Annotated in this window: 12 protein-coding genes; 8 read left to right on the top strand and 4 right to left on the bottom strand. The window is 60.4% G+C overall.

Annotated features, from left to right (window positions below):
* Positions 1-146 precede the first annotated feature (146 nt).
* The gene (locus M0808_RS11160) at positions 147-1,979 is read left to right on the top strand and encodes a hypothetical protein (protein ID WP_098965701.1); all 1,833 of its coding nucleotides are present in this window, start codon (positions 147-149) and stop codon (positions 1,977-1,979) included.
* A gap of 6 nt (positions 1,980-1,985) precedes the next feature.
* On the opposite strand, the gene M0808_RS11155 is transcribed toward M0808_RS11160, so the two are convergent.
* Both M0808_RS11155 and M0808_RS11150 read right to left on the bottom strand, forming a co-directional pair.
* Positions 1,986-2,315, bottom strand: coding sequence for a hypothetical protein (locus M0808_RS11155; RefSeq protein WP_007963794.1), 330 nt, complete (start codon positions 2,313-2,315; stop codon positions 1,986-1,988).
* A gap of 326 nt (positions 2,316-2,641) precedes the next feature.
* Positions 2,642-5,080 carry an ATP-binding protein gene (locus tag M0808_RS11150; RefSeq protein WP_247841090.1) on the bottom strand — a complete coding sequence of 813 codons (2,439 nt, stop codon included), beginning with the start codon at positions 5,078-5,080 and terminating at the stop codon, positions 2,642-2,644.
* A 299-nt stretch (positions 5,081-5,379) separates the two neighbouring features.
* Here M0808_RS11150 and M0808_RS11145 point away from each other — a divergent pair, with 299 nt between their 5' ends.
* The 4 genes from M0808_RS11145 (at position 5,380) to M0808_RS11130 (ending at position 9,127) form a co-directional block, all read left to right on the top strand.
* Positions 5,380-5,868 carry a DUF3015 domain-containing protein gene (locus tag M0808_RS11145; RefSeq protein ID WP_007909797.1) on the top strand — a complete coding sequence of 163 codons (489 nt, stop codon included), beginning with the start codon at positions 5,380-5,382 and terminating at the stop codon, positions 5,866-5,868.
* 264 nt (positions 5,869-6,132) lie between these two features.
* Positions 6,133-7,986, top strand: coding sequence for a DUF4105 domain-containing protein (locus M0808_RS11140; RefSeq protein WP_247841088.1), 1,854 nt, complete (start codon positions 6,133-6,135; stop codon positions 7,984-7,986).
* 218 nt (positions 7,987-8,204) lie between these two features.
* The gene (locus M0808_RS11135; RefSeq protein WP_007963787.1) at positions 8,205-8,561 is read left to right on the top strand and encodes a hypothetical protein; all 357 of its coding nucleotides are present in this window, start codon (positions 8,205-8,207) and stop codon (positions 8,559-8,561) included.
* Positions 8,562-8,632: 71 nt separating this feature from the next.
* Positions 8,633-9,127: a GreA/GreB family elongation factor gene (locus M0808_RS11130; protein ID WP_247841085.1), complete on the top strand. Its 495-nt coding sequence runs from the start codon at positions 8,633-8,635 to the stop codon at positions 9,125-9,127.
* Here the strand turns inward: M0808_RS11130 and gdhA are convergent.
* Together gdhA and ettA are read right to left on the bottom strand one after the other, a co-directional pair.
* Positions 9,124-10,461, bottom strand: coding sequence for an NADP-specific glutamate dehydrogenase (gene gdhA / locus M0808_RS11125; protein WP_247841083.1), 1,338 nt, complete (start codon positions 10,459-10,461; stop codon positions 9,124-9,126). The two genes, M0808_RS11130 and gdhA, sit on opposite strands and share 4 nt — an antisense overlap.
* A 347-nt stretch (positions 10,462-10,808) precedes the next feature.
* The gene (gene ettA, locus M0808_RS11120; protein WP_003228391.1) at positions 10,809-12,473 is read right to left on the bottom strand and encodes an energy-dependent translational throttle protein EttA; all 1,665 of its coding nucleotides are present in this window, start codon (positions 12,471-12,473) and stop codon (positions 10,809-10,811) included.
* A 287-nt stretch (positions 12,474-12,760) separates the two neighbouring features.
* On the opposite strand from ettA, the gene M0808_RS11115 reads away from it, so the two are divergent.
* The 3 genes from M0808_RS11115 to M0808_RS11105 all read left to right on the top strand — a co-directional run bounded on the left by M0808_RS11115 (position 12,761) and on the right by M0808_RS11105 (position 19,803).
* Positions 12,761-16,609 (top strand): bifunctional diguanylate cyclase/phosphodiesterase, encoded by a 3,849-nt coding sequence (locus M0808_RS11115; RefSeq protein ID WP_247841081.1) that lies wholly within the window; start codon positions 12,761-12,763, stop codon positions 16,607-16,609.
* A gap of 350 nt (positions 16,610-16,959) precedes the next feature.
* Positions 16,960-18,213: a serine hydroxymethyltransferase gene (gene glyA / locus M0808_RS11110; RefSeq protein WP_003228394.1), complete on the top strand. Its 1,254-nt coding sequence runs from the start codon at positions 16,960-16,962 to the stop codon at positions 18,211-18,213.
* A gap of 276 nt (positions 18,214-18,489) precedes the next feature.
* Positions 18,490-19,803, top strand: coding sequence for a C4-dicarboxylate transporter DctA (locus tag M0808_RS11105; protein ID WP_007963773.1), 1,314 nt, complete (start codon positions 18,490-18,492; stop codon positions 19,801-19,803).
* Positions 19,804-19,821: the final 18 nt, after the last annotated feature.

Below are 19,821 nucleotides of genomic sequence, written 5' to 3'. Positions count from 1 at the left end.
GGCGGCGAGTATACCAGCCGCCCGTGACCGCCAGAAACCGCCCGGCTCGCACCTCCCATCACCGCAACCTGCATGTGTGTGTGAATTTTTTTCTGCTACTGTCCAAACCATTGACCGCCTAGCGAAAGTGGACAGGACGACTGGAAATGCATGTGCGATTACCGTTGACGACTGCCGGAATTTGCCTCGTTCTGCTGCTGGGTGGCTGCTCACCCGGCGATGAGAAAAAGCCCTCGGTCAGCCTCGACGCGAAGACGGCAACCTTCGAACACTCACTGGACGCCATTACCGACCCGAAACTCAAGGACGCCGTGACCGAACTCGGTGGTTCGCTGCTGCTGCTCGAACGCGCGCAACTCAAACTCGACAGCACCCCGCTGAAAACCGTCTACGGCGAAGACACCCTCGGCATCCTCAAGCACTACCCTTCGCCGCAGGCGCTGGTCGATACCTTTATCAACGGACTGTTCGTGCTGCACAAGGACGCCAGCTCCGACTACCTCACCGACCTGCAACCGGTGTTCCCCTTCAATCTCAACATTCCCGGCGGCTTCCTGTTTCCCCACGGGGTGGAATGGCAGTCGGTGACCCTGAGCAACAAGCGCGTGATCGCCTATCAGCCGGAGTGGTCGGAAACCGATCCCGGCATTCAGTTGAGCCCGTCCAGCTCCAACGTCAACAACCCCGATGACCTGACCGTGACCTACCCGTTCATCGAAGGGCTGGACGTGGACAAGAAGAGCCAGCCACAACCGGTGAGCCTGCAAGGCAAAGTCGAAGTCATCGCGCCGCGCCGCCTGTTCAGCTTCAACCTGAGCCAGAAGGACGTCGGCCAGACCCGCACCGATGACAACCTCAGCGTCACCCTGCTGAAGCTTGAAAAGAACTACGCCGAAGTCGAATTCAGCAACAGCCTGCCACTGGCCCCTGAGGTCGAGGGTGCGCAGCTCAATCCAGTCATCGTTCAGGCCCGTGACACCAGCGGGCAATACCTGGTGCGCGCAGGCTCAATCAATGAGAGCCCGGCACAAGTCGCCTTCTACGAGAAACAACTGGCGTATCTGCAACAGCAGAAAACCTGGAGCGAGGCGTTGGAAAAACAGCTCGAAGACGAACAGCAGACCTTCGAGCAGCAGCATCCGCGCCGCTACAACAAGGTCTACTTCAACGGCCCCATCGACACCCTCGAAGTCAGCGTGCTGGATTTCTCATCGGCAACCGTGACCCGCAAAACACTGGATCTGCCAGTGCGCACTTTCAGCCAGCACACCACCGAAAAAGCCATCCAACCGCTGGACCCGGCGGTGGTCGTCTATGACGATCTGGCGCCGAACTGGCTCAAGGGCGCGAGCCTCACCGAGGAAGCGTTGAAGGCCGGCATCCGCATCCATCAGTCCGTGGAGGATCCGAGCGCTGCACGCATCGAGTTCTCTCACCGGCGAACTTTCAACGATGAATTGCTCGGTGATGATTTCAGCCCCGGCGAGAGTCCCGTGACGTTCTTCACCGAGAAACGCAGCGGCAAACTCGATGAGCCGATCGAACTGCCGCCCGAGGCGTATCAGGTCGATCCACTGCAGGCGACCATCACTTACGATTTGAACCTGTTTCCGGAAACCCCGGCGATTGCCGTGGGGTCGATGCCGCTGTTTCTCGCCAGCGTGGAGAAAAAAGCCTACGACGCCAAATCCCTGCCCAAAGGCCTGGAGATCAAGAACAACACCTTGGTGGTGGACCTGAAACTGTTTCCGGCCAACGCCTGGCGATTCTTCGTCAAGGACGACAGCGGCAACTACCTGAAACAGATTCTCTCGGTCAGTCATGACGCGAGTGCGGATGGCCCGGCGCTGTTCGGCGTGCATTACTTCTATGGTCGTCCAACGCACGTGGAGACCTATCAGCGGACCGAGCTCAATACCGTGCAATACGGCTTTGAGGTCAAACTCGACAAGGCGCAGCAGTCCGACACCGCGCCATGATTGCGCCTAGTGGTCGAACACGCCGACCGTACGCCCACGTCCACCATTGATCTGGCGCAGCTGTGCCTGCAGGTGCAGGCTCCAGATCTGCGGATCGTCGGCCAGCTCGTAGCCGTGCATCGTCAGGCTTTCCACAATAGTGTCGAGAATCGACTCGGCGGCGACCGGCCCGTGAAACGGGCCCTGGGCCTTGATGGCGGAGGGTTGTTCGCCGGCCATGCCGGCAGCGAAGAGCAAGGTCCACATGCCGTTATCGCCGGCCAACGGTTTGATGGCGCATTCGATGCGGGTCACAAGACCCAGGCACTGACGGGTGAGGCAGAGGTTGCGCGACATGGCGGCGACCCTCGGTAAAGCCTGTATTCAGCCTTCACGCGAAGGCTGTTTCGATCCAGTGATACTGTCGATGTCCTTGAGCAGAGAATAGAAGAAAAGTCCGCCGCGCAAGCTGGATAGAACCAGAAGGCGCCGAATGGTCATTGTGTGAATTCTGACGCCAGAGTAGTGGCACTTTTCCCGAAGATCACCACAAAAATCAATCTGGAAAAACAACTGTGGGAGGGGGCTTGCTCCCGAAGGCGGTGTCTCAATCAACTAATGTGTCGATTGGTACGCCGCCTTCGGGAGCAAGCCCCCTCCCACAGTTTTTACCGCGTTTGCGGTCAGGCTGGTTTGGCTTCGGCTAGTGCCTCCTGCGCCAGTTCCTTTTCCGCCTCTTTGAGGTCGTCTTCACTGATCATCTCGGCAATCACCCGCAGACGCTCAACTACCCGTGCATTGACGCTGCCCTCGGGGAACTGACCGTCAGCATCCGGCTCACCGGCCGGTTCGCCGACCAACAGGCTCAACGCTTCATCGGCCTGACGCACCGCGTACACGTGGAACTGCCCGGCACGCACCGCCGCCAGCACCTTCTCGTCGAGCATCAGCGTGGCGACGTTGGCCTGCGGAATGATCGCGCCCTGCTCGCCGGTCAACCCACGTGCTTCGCAGAGACGGAAGAAGCCCTCGATTTTCTCGTTGACCCCGCCGACTGCCTGCACTTCGCCGAACTGGTTGATCGAACCGGTGATCGCAAAACACTGCTTCAGTGGAGTTTTCGACAGCGCCGAAATCAGCGTGCAAGCCTCGCCCAGCGACGCACTGTCGCCATCGACGTAACCGTAGGATTGCTCCAGCGCGATGCTCGCGGAGATCGCCAGCGGGAATTCCTGAGCGTAACGGCTGCCCAGGTACCCGGTAAGGATCATCACGCCTTTGGAGTGGATCGGCTGACCCAGGTTGACCTCGCGCTCGATGTCGACGATACCGCTGCCGCCCGGGTACACCGTGGCGGAAATCCGCGCCGGCACACCGAACGCCGAATCACCCACTTCGAGCACAGTCAGCCCGTTGCACTTGCCGACCGCCGCGCCGTCGGTGTCAATCAGGATGATCCCGGCGAGCATGTCGTCGAGAATCCGCGCCGAGACCCGACCGGTGCGAGTGGCCTTGGCTTTCAATGCGCGCTCGATATGCCCGGCATCGGTCATTTCATCACCGGCCAGATGACGAATGAAGTCCGCCTCGCTGACCAGTTGGAACAGATCGCCGATCCGCGCCGACAAACGCCCCTGATGCTCGGCCAGCCGTGCGCTGTAGGTCGCCAGACGCGCCACCGCATCGGCGGTCAGCGGCGCCATGCCTTCCTCCGAAGTACGGGTTTTCAGCAACTGGGCAAATTGCTCCAGACTTTCGTCGACCATCGGGATGTCTTCGTCGAAGTCGACCAGCACGCGGAACATCTCCTGGAAGTCCGGATCCAGGTCCTGCAGCGTGTAATACAACTGCCGCGCGCCGATGATGATGACTTTGACCTGCAACGGAATGTGTTGCGGGTTGAGGGTCACCGTGGCGAAACGGCCCATCTCGCCCAGCGGCGATTCCATTTTCAGCTTGCGCGATTGCAGGGCGCGTTTCAGCGCGTCCCACACGAACGGCTCGCTGAGCATTTTTTCCGCTTCAAGAATCAAAAAACCGCCATTGGCCCGATGCAAAGCACCTGGACGCAACTGCCGGTAAGTGGTGTACAGCGCGCCCTGATCGGTGGTGTACTCGATGCGCCCGAACAGGTTTTCGTAAGTCGGGTGCGGCTCGAACACTACCGGCGCCCCGCCGCTGGCCGGATGGCCGACCACCAGGCTCGGCGCGTATTGCTCTTCCAGCAGCTTGCGCGCCACGGCGTCGGTCTTGCTGTCGTCGACCAGTTGCTCGACCACGGTTTTCAGCAAGTACACCTGCATCGCTTGCAGGTAACCGCAGACCGCAGCGTTCTCCGCGTACTTCTCGGACAACGGCGAGAGCAACGGCTGCAAGGCCAGGGTGATGGTTTCTTCGTTGAGCTGACGCAACTGATTGTTCGACTCGCGCTTCCACTGCGGCAGGCTGGCGAGTTCTTCGTTCAGACGCTCTTCGAGGCCGGAGATGTCTTCGTGAAACCGTTCGCGCTCGGCTTCCGGCAATTGGGCGAATTCCGCTTCATCCAGCGCCTTGCCTTCAAGCATCGGCGTGAAGGCGATATTGCTGCTGTCGCGGTACAGGGCGACGTCCTTCTCCAGCGCCAGCCGTTCGATGATATCGAGGGCCTTGTCGTAGCGCTGGTTGAAGGCGCGGTCGATGGCGCTTTTCTTCTGCTGGTAGGACGGGTGTTCGAACACTGCCGGAAAGGTTGCCAGCAGGTTATCGATCAGGCCGTTGATGTCACCGATGAACGAAGCCGCAGAGCCAGAAGGCAATTCCAGCGCGCGGGGCTCGCGCGGCTCATCGAAATTATTGACGTAGACCCAGTCCGCCGGGGTCTGCAGGCGCTTGCCTTCGGCCTTCAGGTAGCGTTTGACGAACGAGAAGCGGCCAGTGCCGGGCTCGCCCATGACAAAGACGTTGTAACCGGGGCGTGGCATCGCCACACCGAACTGCAAGGCTTCGACCGCACGTTCCTGGCCGAGCACACCGCGAAAGGGCTCCAGATCATTGGTGGTAGTGAAGCTGAACTGTTCAGCGGAAAACGGACGAGTCAGCGCTTCGGGCGCTATACGCAGGCTGGCAGCAACAGGATCAGGCATCGGGCTTCCTTAACAATCAGGCGGGGCGGATAGCGGCATTCTGGCGCTGCCCGTGCCCCACTGGCAAGGCGCGCCACACGACAAAGCATAGTCAACCGGGCCACCCCGCCCCGTCCCCCGTGAATCCGGGGTTATCGCCAAATCTTTTGTAAAAAATCACGGAACCCCCGGAACGTGCCTAAACTCCAAACTGCGCGGCTGGAACTAATACCGGCCCACTGGCGCTTCAAGGGTCTGTTATCACGGAGCCTGGGGGCCAGAACCCTGTCCATTGGTATGCACACAAAGAGAACAAAGCTATGAAACGGATTCTTCTCGGTACTCTCTTCACCGCTGTTTCCATCAACGCCATGGCGCAAGCCCCGGGTGGCCCGGATTGCGGTTGGGGCAACATGCTGTTCGAAGGTCAGCGTGGCACCCCGGCACACTTCCTGGCATCCACCACTAACGGCACCTCCGGTAACGCTACGTTCGGTATGACTTCCGGCACCAACGGTTGCTCGACCAACGCGTCGCTGACCTACGGCGGTAAATCCTGGTTCGCCATGAATGGCATGATGAACGAGCTGTCCGAAGACATGGCCAAGGGCAACGGCGAAGCGCTGACGACCTACGCCGTGGTACTGGGCGTGGCGCCGGAAGACCGTGCGCACTTCGCTGCTGTCACTCACGAGCACTTCCAGCAAATCTTCAGCAAGGCTGACGTGACCGCAGAAGACGTGCATACCAACACCCTGGCCGTGCTGAAGTCGGACCCACGTCTGGCCAAGTACGCAACTCAGGCTTAAGCTCGACCCCACCCGCTTCTTTCGGGAAGCGGGTTTTGTTTTGAGTGCAATCACTCGAATGTGACGCTGAACCTGTGGTGAGGGGATTTATCCCCGATCGGCTGCGAAGCAGTCGTGAAACCATTCAATTCGGTGTATCTGATACACCGAGTTTTGCAGGTATGAGGGCCGCTTCGCAGCCCATCGGGGATGAATCCCCTCGCCACAGGGGAGTGATCGCAGCCCGATCCGGGTTTTATTTTCTTTCGACTTAAGTTGCCACTTATGCTCAAACGCCTTGCCTGGCTGGCGCTCTGTGTCTGCGCCCCGCTGTCCGCCGCGCCTCACGTCGACCCTCAACGTTTACAGCAACTGGCCAACGACCGCTTCTGGATTTCCCTCGGTCATTACGAAACCGCCAAGCTTGGCGGCTGGCGCAGCTATGTCAGCGACAGGAAATTCTTTCTGGCGCCCGATGGCAACGAACACCCCGACCATGAGCTGGCCGCCACCGTGCAGGCGCTGTACGCCCCGGCCAGTCTCGGCGAACAGCATGCGCAGTGCGTCTACCCGGCGCGTACGCGCTGGCTGAAAGCCCAGCTCAATCTCAGCGATCTGCCCGCCCCCGATTGCGCCGAATTCAAGAAGTGGTTCAAGGACGTCTCGCCGCACAGCGCGGTGATGATCTTCCCGGCGGCCTACCTCAACAGCCCGTCGTCGATGTTCGGCCACACCCTGCTGCGCATCGACCAGGCTGACGTGCAAAGCGACAAGACTTCGCTGCTGAGTTACGCGATCAATTTCGGCGCCTACATCGAAGGCTCGGACAACAGCATTCTCTACGCCTGGAAGGGCTTGATGGGTGGCTATCCCGGGCTGTTCGCGCTGGTGCCGTATCAGGAAAAACTCTCCGAGTACCGCAGCCTGGAAAACCGCGACCTGTGGGAATACCGGCTGAACCTGACACAAGAAGAAACCGCACGCATGGTCGAGCATGTGTGGGAGCTGAAGCAGATCCAGTTCGACTATTTCTTCTTCGACGAAAACTGCTCCTATCGCCTGCTCGAACTGCTGCAAGTGGCACGTCCGAGCCTGCGCCTGACCGAGCAATTCCCGCTGACCGCCATCCCTACCGATACGGTCAAAGCGGTGAAAGAAGCCGGGCTGGTGGAAAGCATCGAATATCGCCCGTCCCGCGAGCGTGAACTGCTCAGCCGCGCCGAGCCTTTGAACAAGGAAGAACAGCAATGGGTGCTGAAGGTCAGCGCCGATCAACAGGTGTTGCAGGAGCCGACCTTCAAGGCCCTGCCCCGGGATCGTCAGGCGCTGATCATCGACGCCGCCTATCGTCTGGAGCGTTACCGCGCCAACGGGCAGGAACGTGATGCGCAACGTGCACAGCGCAGCTTCGAACTGCTGCGGGCGATCAACAAGAACCCGGCGCCGGAATTGCAGATTCCACAACCGGGCCTGCCCGAAGACGGCCATGAATCGCGCACCTGGCAGGCCGGCATCGGCACCCGCGGTGATCGGGCATTCGGTGAGTACGGTTTGCGCATGGCTTATCACGATCTCAATGACAACGCCGAAAGCTTCCCCCTTGGCGCGCAGATCGAAATCCTGCAGATGAAGCTGCGTCAATACGAAGGCAACCAGTGGCAGTTCCAGCAACTGGACCTGGCGACCATCCGCTCGCTGACCCCGCGCAATGAACTGCTGCAGCCTCTGTCGTGGCAAGTCACCGGTGGCCTTGAGCGGGTGCCGGGCAAGCATGATGACGAGACGCTGGTCAGCCACGTCAACGGTGGCGGCGGCGGCACCTGGGCGTTAGGTGATGACGTATTGGGTTTTGCCCTCGGCACCGTGCGCATCGAGCACAACAATGACTTCGCCGGATTCGTCACGCCGGCAACTGGCTTCAACACCGGCGTGCTGTGGAAAAACCCGTTGGGCAATCTCAGCGTCGAGGCCAAGGGCGACTACTTCACCAACGGCGAAGTACGCCGCAGCCTGAGCCTGAACCAGCAGTGGGAATTGTCGCGCAACCTCGGTTTGCGCCTGACGGCACAGCGTGAGTTCAGTCATGTGGCGACACCGGAAACCGAAGTGATGCTTGAGGTGAAGTGGTACCACTACTGATCTAAAGCCTAATCCATAACCCCTGTGGGAGCGGGCTTGCTCGCGAAGGCGTCGTGTCAGGCGATTCAAATCTCGACTGATCCACCGCTTTCGCGAGCAAGCCCGCTCCCACAGGGCCCTCCGGTGTTTAACGAATTACTCACATGCCTTTCACCTACGTCCGACGAATCCGCTTCTAGACTTTCCCTATCAGCCGAGAATCGGCGCGGGAGAGTGCGATGTGGCGGTGTGCGGGGTTGTTGGGTGTTTTGCTGTTGCTCGGGGGTTGCCAGACCACCCACGAAGACTTGATCGCCAAAGGTTATCCACCGGCCTTCGCCGACGGTTTTGACGATGGCTGCGTCAGTGGCCGGCAAGCCGCCGGCTCGATCAGTGGCGAGTTTCGCAAGAACGTGCCGCGCTATCTCAAGGACAAGCAATACGCCGAAGGCTGGACCGACGGCTTCCGCCAGTGCCAGGCAATGCTGGAAAACAAGGATCGCGAAGAGTATCGCAACGAGCACTGGGACGAACGCGAGCGCGCCTGGCAGCAGCAGAAAGATCAGGACGCCGGGCGGGCTTATCGCTCGCAATAGGTCGCTTCCAGACATCCAGTGAAACCAAATGCCGGCGACCATGGCCCAAACTCTTTGCAGAGGAGGACAGCATGAGCCGCGCTTTCGTCAACGAAGATAACGCCGCTGCGCAAGCCGATCAGCCCGTCGAACGGCAGGTCAGTGCGCAGCCCAATTACGTCACCCCCCAAGGATTGGTGCAGTTGCAGGCCAAGGTCGCCGAACTGCAAGCCCTGCACGCCGAGCAATCGGCCAAGGGCGAACAGGCCGACAAGCAGCGCCAGGCCGATCTTGAAAGAGATTTGCGCTACTTCAACCAACGCCTCGCCAGCGCACAGGTCGCGGCCCCGGCGATCTCGACCGATAAAGTGCAGATCGGCAGCTGGGTGACCTACGCCGACGAACACGACACCGAAAGTCGGGTGCAACTGGTCGGCGAAGATCAGGCCGACGCCAGCCAGGGCCTGATCAACTGGGCTTCGCCGCTGGGCCGGGCATTGCTCGGTGCCCGGCTCAATGACGAAGTGCTGTGGCAACGCCCCGCCGGCGATCAGATGATTGAAGTGATTCGCATCGAACCGGCTTAAACCACACCCTGCGCGAGCATCGCATCGGCGACTTTGACGAAGCCGGCGATGTTCGCGCCTTTGACGTAGTTGATCCGTCCATTCTCTTCGCCGTAATGCACGCAGGCATGGTGGATCGACTGCATGATCGCGTGCAGCTTGCTGTCCACCTCACCCGCCGTCCACAGCAGGCGCATGGCGTTCTGCGACATCTCCAGCCCACTGACCGCGACCCCGCCGGCGTTCGACGCCTTGCCCGGGGCGAACAGAATGCCGGCCTCGATGAAGATATCCACAGCCGCCAGCGTGGTCGGCATGTTCGCGCCTTCGGCCACGCATACGCAGCCGTTGCGCAGCAGCGTACGCGCGGCGTCGGCGTCGAGCTCGTTCTGCGTGGCGCATGGCAGCGCAATGTCACACGGCAGCGACCAGGGCAACTGACCGGCGCGGAACTCCAGACCGAACGCCGTGGCCAGTTCGCTGATGCGTCCGCGTTTGACGTTTTTCAGTTCCAGCAGTGCCTGCCACTGTTCTTCGCTCAGTCCCGATTCGCAGTACAGCGTGCCTTCGGAGTCGGACAGCGAAATCACCTTGCCGCCGAGGTCCATGACCTTGCGCGCCGCGTATTGGGCGACGTTGCCGGAACCGGAGATCGCCACACGCTTGCCTTCGACAGTCTGCCCGCGGCGCTTGAGCATCTCCTCGGCGAAGTACACGCAACCGAAACCGGTGGCTTCCGGGCGAATCAGGCTGCCGCCGTAGGTCATGCCTTTACCGGTCAACACGCTGGTGAACTGGTTGCTCAGGCGTTTGTACTGGCCAAACAGGAAACCGATCTCCCGCGCCCCGACACCGATATCGCCGGCCGGCACGTCAACGTCCGCGCCGATGTGGCGGTACAGCTCGCTCATGAACGCTTGGCAGAAACGCATGACTTCGGCGTCGCTCTTGCCCTTAGGATCGAAGTCCGAACCGCCCTTGCCGCCGCCCATGGGCAACGAGGTCAGGGAGTTCTTGAAGGTCTGTTCGAAGGCGAGAAACTTCAGCACGCCCAGGTTCACCGAAGGATGGAAGCGCAAGCCGCCCTTGTACGAGCCGATCGCGCTGTTCATCTGGATGCGGAAACCGCGATTGACCTGGACCTTGCCCTGATCGTCGACCCACGACACGCGAAACACCACCGCACGCTCCGGCTCGCAGATGCGCTCCAGAATGCCCGAGGTCAGGTAACGCGGATTGGCTTCGAGAAACGGCCACAGACTGCGCAGGACTTCTTCGACAGCCTGGTGGAATTCGGGTTGATCCGGGTCGCGTTTTTTCAGGCGGGCGAGGAAGGATTCGACGGATTCGATCATGGGAAAAGTCTCGGCAAATTTATTGTCGTTGGAAGCGATTGAGCCGGACTGTAGCAAACGATTTGCGCACAGGAACAGCGCAAAATGTCGCAGTTATGAAATTAAATGGTGCACAGGATATAAATCAGAGGGCTTTTTGGACTGATATTGCACCTGAATGGGGAGTTCAAATTGAAGTGATGCACCAACAGTTATACCGCCTTCGCGAGCAAGCTCGCTCCCACACTTGAAATGCGCTCCCCTGTGGGAGCGAGCTTGCTCGCGAAGGGTTCGACTCGGTTGCATCTGAAAAACCAGGCAAAAAAAACGGAGCCCGAAGGCTCCGCTTTTGATGCAACCAACCCGAATCAGGCCAGTTTCTTGTGGCGTACCCGGTGTGGCTGCGCCGCCGCTTCGCCGAGGCGCTTTTTGCGGTCGGCTTCGTACTCGGTGTAGTTGCCTTCGAAGAACACCGCTTGCGAGTCGTCTTCGTACGCCAGGATGTGAGTCGCGACGCGGTCCAGGAACCAGCGATCGTGAGAGATCACAATGGCGGCGCCCGGGAAGTCCAGCAGGGCTTCTTCCAGCGAACGCAGGGTTTCAACGTCGAGGTCGTTGGACGGTTCGTCGAGCAGCAGGACGTTGCCGCCCTCCTTCAGGGTCAGCGCCAGGTGCAGACGACCGCGCTCACCACCGGACAGGTCCTTGACGAACTTCTGCTGGTCGCCGCCCTTGAAGTTGAAGCGACCGACGTAAGTGCGCGACGGAATCTCGTAGTTGCCGATGCGGATCTGGTCGGAACCGTCGGAGATCTGCTGGAACACGGTCTTGCTGCCGTCGAGGTCTTCGCGGCTCTGATCCACGCAGGCCAGTTGCACGGTTTCGCCGACTTCGATGGTGCCGGAATCCGGAGTTTCCTTGCCCATCAGCATGCGGAACAGGGTCGACTTACCGGCACCGTTACCACCGATCACGCCGACAATGGCGCCCTTCGGCATGGAAAACGACAGGTTGTCGATCAGCACGCGATCGCCGTAACCCTTGGTGACGTTCTTGAACTCGATGACCTTGTCGCCCAGACGCGGACCGGCCGGGATGTAGATCTCGTTGGTTTCCGAACGCTTCTGGAATTCCTGCGATTGCATTTCTTCGAAGCGTTGCAGACGTGCCTTGGATTTCGACTGACGGGCTTTCGCGCCTTTGCGCACCCACTCCAGTTCTTCCTTCATGGCTTTTTCGTGAGCCGACTGCTGCTTGGATTCGGCCGCCAGACGATCGGACTTGGCTTCGAGCCAACCCGAGTAGTTGCCCTCGTAAGGAATGCCCGCGCCGCGGTCGAGTTCCAGAATCCAGCCAGCGACGTTGTCGAGGAAGTAACGGTCGTGCGTGATCGCGACCACGGTGCCCGGGAAGTCGTGCAGGAAGTGCTCCAGCCACGCTACCGAATCAGCGTCCAAGTGGTTGGTCGGTTCGTCGAGCAGCAGCATGTCCGGAGCGGACAGCAGCAGACGGCACAGGGCCACACGACGTTTTTCACCACCGGACAGGTGTTCGACCTTGGCGTCCCAGGCCGGCAGACGCAGGGCGTCGGCAGCGACTTCCAGTTGACGCTCCAGGTTATGACCATCGCTGGCCTGCAGGATCGCTTCGAGCTTGGCCTGTTCGGCTGCCAGCTTGTCGAAGTCGGCATCCGGATCGGCGTAAGCGGCGTAGACCTCGTCCAGACGCGCCTGCGCATCCTTGATCACGCTGACCGCTTCCTCGACCACTTCACGCACGGTCTTGGTCGGATCAAGTTGTGGCTCTTGCGGCAGATAACCGATGTTCAGGTCCGGCATCGGACGGGCTTCGCCCTCGAACTCGGTGTCGACGCCAGCCATGATTTTCAGCAGCGTGGATTTACCCGAACCGTTGAGGCCGAGTACGCCGATCTTGGCGCCGGGAAAGAACGACAGCGAAATGTTTTTCAGGATTTCCCGCTTCGGCGGAACAACTTTGCCCAGCCGATGCATGGTGAAGACGTATTGAGCCATGGAGAACCTTGGGTCAGTGACAGATGAATGATTGGAGCGCAGGCGATGCCCGGCCAGACCGATGCGCGTCGTTCACTTGATGGTCATCAATGCGTGCGCGCGGAAAAAAGTCTGATTCTAGGAGCTGGAACGCTCCCGCGTAACCGGCAAAGCTACCTTAATGACCGGTGGCAGTCCAGCCGAGTGGGGCTGGCACTTCGCCACAACTCAAGGCATGCTAGCCGCCCTTCGGGCGTCCGGCTTATAGTGCACGTCGCGCCAGTCCAGCCAAACCGCAGGATTTCAGCTTGTCCAACGTTACCCCGCCAGCTTCTGTGAGCGCGTCCAATCCGGGGACCGGCTCGCCCCTGCGCGGAACATTGAAGGGGGCATTGGCGACGCTGGTACTTTTGCTGCTGGCCCTGCTGTTCTGGCAACTGCTCGATCAATTGCGCGAGACCCAGAAAAATCAGCGCCAGTACACCATCGACTACACCGCCGACCTCGCCTCGCAGGTCAGCCTGAACATGTCGCTGAATGCGCAAATCGCCCTCAACCTGCTACCGATCGTCGAACAACCGCAGTCGTCCGACGAACAGCAGGCGCTGCTGCGCAAGCTCCAGCAATCGCTGCCGGACCTGCGCAGCCTGGCCCTGCTCAGCCCGTCCGGGAAAATCCTCAACGACAGCGCCAGCGACAGCCACGACGCCGATTACCTCGCTGAACTGGTGCGCCGCAGCCGCGCCCAGGCGCATTACTTCAGTAACGCCGACGACGGCTCGGTGGTGCATCTGTTGTTGCATCAGGCCAGCGGCAGCACGCGCGGCTACTGGGTATTGCGCCTGACCCCGACCTTCTTCGACTCGCTGACCAAGCTGGGCGAAACCGGCATCCGCCCGTTGTGGCTGGTGGAAAACCGTCTCAACCATCAGATCATCAGCCGCGACGAAGCGCTGTCTTCTGCCCGGCCCGGGGTGCTGAGCCCGGACGACATGGCCAACACCGTGCTGACCGTGCCACTGAGCAGCAGCGACTGGCAGTTGCGCGGGCTGTTCGATCGTCAGCGGGTGCTCGAAGAACTGCTGCCAGCGTTCATCGGCAAATGCCTTCTAGGCCTGGCGTTCTCGATGTTGCCGGTGATCGCGCTGCTGAACATGCGTCGCCGCCAGCGCCAGTTGCATGAAGGCCGCCGGCGCTATCAGGACATCTTCGAAGGCACTGGCGTTGCGTTGTGCGTGCTCGATCTGTCCGGCCTCAAGCAGGTATTCGACAAAGCACAGATCCAGACCAGCGACCAGCTCAAGGCCTGGCTCGACCAACCGGCCCAGCGCCAGCAACTGCTGCAAGAACTGCGCGTCACCGAGGTCAATCAGGTGGCGCTGCAACTGCTCAATGTCAATTCCTGCGAGCACGCCTGGCAGTTGCTGATCGACGGTCATCCGCACAGCCAGTGTGCCATCGGCAACCAGGTGCTCGACGCGGTTCTGCAGCAGCAAAAACAGCTGGAGCTGGAAATCAGACTGCCGGACATCAACGGCCGCGATCAGCACCTGTGGATGGTCCTGCGCCTGCCTGAGGAGCTGCACGACTATAAAGCGGTGATTCTGAGCATCAACGACATCACCAGCCGCAAGCTGATCGAACTGTCGCTGCTGGAGCGCGAAGGTTTCTGGTCGGACGTGGTGCGCACCGTGCCGGATCATCTGTATGTGCAGGACGTGATCAGCCAGCGGATGATTTTCAGCAACCACCACCTCGGCCAGACCCTCGGTTACGACCGCTCCGAGCTGCACCAGATGGGCGAGTACTTCTGGGAAATCCTCCTGCATCCGGAAGACGCCGACTATTACCACCGCTCACGGCAGATGCAGCGGCACGCCGGGTACAGCCAGCTGTTGCAGTGCCAATTGCGCTTCCGCCATCGCGACGGCAAATGGCGGCGCTTCGATATTCGTGAGCAGGCGCTGGCCCGTGACAAACATGATCAGGTCACGCGGATCATCGGCGTGGCCAAGGACATCACCGAGCAGATCGAGGCCAGCGAATCGCTGCGCGACAGCGAGCAGCGCTACCGCATGCTCGCCGAAAGCATCAGCGATGTGATTTTCTCCACCGACAGCAAGCTGTCGTTGAACTACGTCAGCCCGTCGGTGCAGGCGGTGCTGGGTTACGACGCCGAGTGGATCTTCCAGAATGGCTGGCAATCGACCATTGCCAACCCGCAGCAGCTATCCGGCATCTACACCTTGATGGATCGGGTCAGCAAAGCGCTCGACAAGCCTGAGCAACTCGCGCAACTGCGGAGCCAGGTACAGACGCAGATGTTCCTGTTCGACTGCCTGCGCGCCGACGGCCGCAAGATCCCGATCGAGCTGCGGCTGGTGCTGGTGTGGGACGAACACGGCGCGTTCGAAGGCGTGCTCGGCGTCGGTCGCGACATCAGCCAGCAGCGCCGCGCCGAGAAAGACCTGCGCATGGCCGCCACGGTATTCGAGCACTCGACTTCGGCGATTCTGATCACCGACCCCGCCGGTTACATCGTGCAGGCCAACGAAGCCTTCAGCCGGGTCAGCGGTTACGCGGTGTCGGAGGTGCTCGATCAGTTGCCGAACATGCTCACCGTCGACGAGCAACAGGACGCGCACCTGCGCTACGTGCTCAAGCAATTGCATCAGCACAGCACCTGGGAAGGCGAAGTCTGGCTCAAGCGCCGTAACGGCGAGCATTACCCGGCGTGGGTCGGCATCACAGCAGTACTCGACGATGAAGGCGATCTGGCCAGTTACGTGTGCTTCTTCAGCGACATCAGCGAGCGCAAGGCCAGCGAACAACGCATCCATCGTCTCGCTTACTACGACGCCCTGACCCACCTGCCGAACCGCACGCTGTTCCAGGATCGTCTGCACACCGCGCTGCAATCGGCCGAACGGCAGAAGTCGTGGGTGGTGCTGATGTTCCTCGACCTCGACCGCTTCAAACCGATCAACGACTCCCTCGGCCACGCGGCTGGCGACCGCATGTTGAAAGACATGGCCACGCGGTTGCTGGCCTGCGTCGACGATGACGACACCGTGGCGCGCATGGGCGGTGACGAGTTCACCTTGCTCCTGCAACACCGCTCCAGCCGCGAAATGGCGCTGAACCGAGCGATTCATGTGGCCGAGCAGATTCTCGCCAGCCTGGTGCGTCCATTTGTGCTGGAAGGTCGCGAGTTCTTCGTCACCGCCAGTATCGGCATCGCCCTGAGCCCGCAGGACGGCAACGAACTCAGCCAGTTGATGAAGAACGCCGACACCGCGATGTACCACGCCAAGGAGCGCGGCAAGAACAACTTCCAGTTCTATCAGGCCGACATGAACGCCAGTGCGCTGGAACGTCTGGAGCTGGAAAGCGACCTGCGTCATGCGCTGGAGCAGAACGAATTTGTCCTGTACTACCAGCCGCAATTCAGCGGCGACGGCAAACGCCTGACTGGCGCCGAAGCGCTGCTGCGTTGGCGTCATCCGCGTCGCGGGCTGGTGCCGCCGGGGGATTTCATTCCGGTGCTGGAAGAGCTCGGTCTGGTAGTGGACGTTGGCGACTGGGTGATCAGCGAAGCCTGCCGCCAGCTCAAGACCTGGCACCAGAACCGCGTGCGCGTGCCGAAGGTCTCGGTGAACATTTCGGCGCGGCAGTTCTCCGATGGCCAGCTCGGTACGCGCATCGCGACGATCCTGCGCGAAACCGGGCTGCCACCGGCGTGTCTGGAGCTGGAACTGACCGAAAGTATCCTGATGCGCGAAGTCAGCGAAGCAATGCAGATTCTGGCCGGGCTGAAAAACCTGGGCCTGAGCATTGCGGTCGACGATTTCGGCACCGGTTATTCGTCGCTGAACTACCTCAAGCAATTTCCGATCGATGTGCTGAAGATCGACCGTACCTTCGTCGACGGCCTGCCGTCCGGCGAGCAGGACGCGCAGATCGCTCGGGCGATCATCGCCATGGCCCACAGCCTCAATCTGGCGGTGATCGCCGAAGGCGTGGAAACCCATGAGCAACTGGACTTCCTGCGCGAACATGGCTGCGATGAGGTTCAGGGCTATCTGTTCGGACGGCCAATGCCGGCGAGCCGGTTTGAAGCGCAGTTCAGCAATGACGCGCTGTTCATGTTCGACTGATTTTTTGCAGCACCGCCAATGACGCCTTCGCGAGCAAGCCCGCTCCCACATTTGACCCGGTTTCTTCAGGATATACGCGGTCCACTGTGGGAAAGGGCTTGCTCGCGAAAGGGTCGGTACAGACGCCGGAAAAATCTGCGGTGCAGCCATCCCCAGCAGGCTGGCTGCCACAGGGACTTGCCGTGGATCAGTATTCTCCGGTTGAAACGCGGCCATTGTGGAGCCAGCAAAAGCACCGCACATCTGGCATGAACGCCACTTGTCTGCGACATGATGTCGTTTCATATGCCATCCAAAACCCATTGGGTTAGAATGCCCCCCTTTTCTGCCCCCGATCCTTGAGGACCGCCATGTTCAGCCGTGATTTGACTATTGCCAAGTACGACGCCGATCTCTTTGCCGCCATGGAGCAAGAAGCTCAGCGCCAGGAAGAGCACATTGAGCTGATCGCTTCGGAAAACTACACCAGCCCTGCGGTGATGGAAGCTCAAGGCTCGGTATTGACCAACAAGTACGCCGAAGGCTACCCGGGCAAGCGCTACTACGGTGGTTGCGAGTACGTCGACGTTGTTGAGCAGCTGGCCATCGACCGCGCCAAAGAGCTGTTCGGCGCCGATTACGCCAACGTTCAGCCGCACGCCGGTTCCCAAGCCAACGCCGCTGTTTACCTGGCCCTGCTGCAAGGTGGCGACACCATCCTGGGCATGAGCCTGGCCCACGGTGGTCACCTGACTCACGGTGCCAGCGTTTCCTCCTCCGGCAAGCTGTACAACGCCGTGCAGTACGGCATCGACGCCAACGGCCTGATCGACTACGACGAAGTCGAGCGTCTGGCGGTTGAGCACAAGCCGAAAATGATCGTGGCCGGTTTCTCTGCCTACTCGCAGATCCTCGACTTCCCACGCTTCCGCGCCATCGCTGACAAAGTCGGTGCCTACCTGTTCGTCGACATGGCTCACGTGGCCGGTCTGGTCGCCGCTGGCGTCTACCCGAACCCGGTGCCATTCGCTGACGTGGTCACCACCACCACCCACAAGACCCTGCGCGGTCCTCGTGGCGGTCTGATCCTGGCGCGCGCCAACGCCGAAATCGAGAAGAAGCTGAACTCCGCGGTATTCCCGGGCGCCCAGGGCGGCCCGCTGGAGCACGTGATCGCCGCTAAAGCGATCTGCTTCAAGGAAGCGCTGCAGCCTGAGTTCAAGGCTTACCAGGAACAAGTGGTGAAGAACGCCCAGGCCATGGCCGAAGTGTTCATCGAGCGCGGTTTCGACGTGGTGTCCGGCGGTACCAAGAACCACCTGTTCCTGCTGTCGCTGATCAAGCAGGACATCTCCGGTAAAGACGCCGACGCCGCGCTGGGCAAAGCGTTCATCACCGTGAACAAGAACTCCGTGCCTAACGACCCACGCTCGCCATTCGTGACCTCCGGTCTGCGTTTCGGTACTCCGGCTGTGACCACTCGCGGCTTCAAAGAAGCAGAGTGCAAAGAGCTGGCCGGCTGGATCTGCGACATCCTGGCTGACCTGAACAACGAAGCGGTGATCGACGCCGTTCGTGAGAAAGTCAAAGCCATCTGCAAGAAACTGCCGGTATACGGCGCTTGATGCGACGTTAAATCCGCAGCATGAAAAACCGGCCAAGTGATTGGCCGGTTTTTTTATGCCTGCATTTTTTTCAAACGCCTGAACCGCTCAAGAATGGGACTCACCGCACAACTGGTCAGACCGGTCATGCCATTTGGTCATTTTTCACTTGCGATCCTGGAAAACCAGCGCCTAGACTGCACCCGCACTGGACATACCGGTAAGACCACAATAATTAAGTCCTGAATCTGATGTGCTCCGCACACGGCAGCCAGGACACCGACCAGGATTCCTCCCATGCTCAGATGGTGCTCGCGTTCAATCTTCCTCCAAGTGGTTCTCGGACTGGTGCTCGGCATCGTCTGCGGGCTGACCCTTCCCGAATATTCCGCTCAGCTCAAACCGCTGGGTGACGGCTTCATCAAACTGATCAAGATGCTCATCGGCCTGATCGTGTTCTGCGTGGTGGTCAGCGGCATCAGCGGCGCAGGTGATCTGAAGAAGGTCGGGCGCATCGGCCTCAAGTCGGTGATCTACTTTGAAGTGCTGACCACCATCGCCCTGGTGATCGGTCTGGTATTCGCCTTCAGCACCGGCATCGGCAGCGGCGCGAATATCCATCTGGAGCAGTTGTCCGCCGCCGACATGGGCGACATCGCCGAACGCGGCCAGCACATGCATACCACCACGCAGTTCCTGATGGACCTGATTCCGACCTCGGTGCTCGGAGCCTTCGCCGACAACAACATCCTGCAGGTACTGCTGTTCTCGGTGCTGTTCGGCAGCGCGCTGAATCTGGTGGGCGAAGCGGCTTCCGGAATCTCGCGGCTGATCAACGAGCTGAGCCATGTGATCTTCCGGATCATGGGCATGATCGTACGCCTGGCGCCGATCGGCGTGTTCGGCGCCATCGCCTTCACCACCAGCAAGTACGGCCTCGATTCGCTGCAACACCTGGGCAGTCTGGTGGGCTTGTTTTACCTGACCTGCATGGCGTTCGTCAGCGTGATCCTCGGCGTGGTAATGCGCGCCTCGGGCCTGCGTCTGTGGCCCCTGCTCAAGTACCTGCGCGAAGAATTGCTGATCGTCATGGGCACCGCTTCTTCCGACGCCGTGCTGCCACAGATCATGCGCAAACTTGAACACCTGGGGATTGGCAGCTCGACAGTCGGGCTGGTGATTCCCACCGGCTATTCGTTCAACCTCGACGGTTTCTCGATCTACCTGACCCTGGCCATCGTGTTCATCGCCAACGCCACCGGCACGCCACTGGCGATGACCGATCTGCTGACGATTCTGCTGGTGTCGCTGATCACTTCCAAGGGCGCCCACGGCATTCCCGGCTCGGCGCTGGTGATTCTGGCGGCGACGCTGACGGCGATCCCGGCGATTCCGGTCGTGGGTCTGGTGCTGGTACTGGCGGTGGACTGGTTCATGGGCATCGGCCGGGCACTGACCAACCTGATCGGCAACTGCGTCGCCACCGTGGCCATCGCCCGTTGGGAAAAGGACATCGATGTGCAACGCGCAAACAAAGTACTCAGCGGTCAGCAGGGCTACACCTTTCAACCGCGTAAAACCGGAACTCCGGCGCACCAGCAAGAGTTCTGATTTTCAACCCTGCAGGAG

Source organism: Pseudomonas sp. MWU12-3103b (assembly GCF_023100615.1).
GTDB classification, from domain to species: Bacteria; Pseudomonadota; Gammaproteobacteria; order Pseudomonadales; family Pseudomonadaceae; genus Aquipseudomonas; species Aquipseudomonas putida_A.
Note: the sequence above shows the minus strand (reverse complement) of the source record. Positions and strands in the feature narration are given on the sequence as shown.

Excerpts from the sequence above, each read along its gene's own strand:
- M0808_RS11160 (WP_098965701.1), top strand. The coding sequence starts at position 147 with ATGCATGTGCGATTACCGTTGACGACTGCCGGAATTTGCCTCGTTCTG.
- M0808_RS11155 (WP_007963794.1), bottom strand. The coding sequence starts at position 2,315 with ATGTCGCGCAACCTCTGCCTCACCCGTCAGTGCCTGGGTCTTGTGACC.
- M0808_RS11150 (WP_247841090.1), bottom strand. The coding sequence starts at position 5,080 with ATGCCTGATCCTGTTGCTGCCAGCCTGCGTATAGCGCCCGAAGCGCTG.
- M0808_RS11145 (WP_007909797.1), top strand. The coding sequence starts at position 5,380 with ATGAAACGGATTCTTCTCGGTACTCTCTTCACCGCTGTTTCCATCAAC.
- M0808_RS11140 (WP_247841088.1), top strand. The coding sequence starts at position 6,133 with ATGCTCAAACGCCTTGCCTGGCTGGCGCTCTGTGTCTGCGCCCCGCTG.
- M0808_RS11135 (WP_007963787.1), top strand. The coding sequence starts at position 8,205 with ATGTGGCGGTGTGCGGGGTTGTTGGGTGTTTTGCTGTTGCTCGGGGGT.
- M0808_RS11130 (WP_247841085.1), top strand. The coding sequence starts at position 8,633 with ATGAGCCGCGCTTTCGTCAACGAAGATAACGCCGCTGCGCAAGCCGAT.
- gdhA (WP_247841083.1), bottom strand. The coding sequence starts at position 10,461 with ATGATCGAATCCGTCGAATCCTTCCTCGCCCGCCTGAAAAAACGCGAC.
- ettA (WP_003228391.1), bottom strand. The coding sequence starts at position 12,473 with ATGGCTCAATACGTCTTCACCATGCATCGGCTGGGCAAAGTTGTTCCG.
- glyA (WP_003228394.1), top strand. The coding sequence starts at position 16,960 with ATGTTCAGCCGTGATTTGACTATTGCCAAGTACGACGCCGATCTCTTT.
- M0808_RS11105 (WP_007963773.1), top strand. The coding sequence starts at position 18,490 with ATGCTCAGATGGTGCTCGCGTTCAATCTTCCTCCAAGTGGTTCTCGGA.